The organism is Flavobacterium zubiriense (genome assembly GCF_041729725.1).
Taxonomy (GTDB): domain Bacteria; phylum Bacteroidota; class Bacteroidia; order Flavobacteriales; family Flavobacteriaceae; genus Flavobacterium; species Flavobacterium zubiriense.
The window spans coordinates 1-370 of the sequence record NZ_JBCFQL010000037.1 but is presented as its reverse complement, the minus strand read 5'-3'; the positions used below and the strand labels follow the sequence as shown (position 1 = coordinate 370).

Here is a 370-nt window from a genome sequence, read left to right as displayed (position 1 = left end):
CATCGCTTTAGTGAAAACCGCTAGTGTTTCTGGAACTGGAATTCTAGGTGATGTGATTACGTATACTTTTGCTGTAACGAACACTGGAAATACTACTCTTTCTAATGTAGTGGTAACCGATCCAATGGTAGGTTTAACTATTACTGGTAACCCAATTGCTACTTTAGCGGTAGGTGCTTCTAGTGCGGTGATTACTGGAACATACACCATTACTCAGGCAGATATAGATGCTGGTAAAGTGGTCAATACCGCTTTAGCAACGGCAAAAGATCCAAAAGGTAATGAGGTAACCGATATTTCTGGAACTCAAATAGACAACAATACCCCTACTGAAACGCCGGTAACACAAAATCCTGGCATTACTGTGGTA

General features: G+C 41.1%; 1 protein-coding gene. It reads left to right on the top strand.

Annotated features, from left to right (window positions below; translation table 11 throughout):
• A partial coding sequence (locus AAGV28_RS15430) for a DUF7507 domain-containing protein (protein WP_373407644.1) occupies positions 1–370 on the top strand: 370 nt, incomplete at both ends.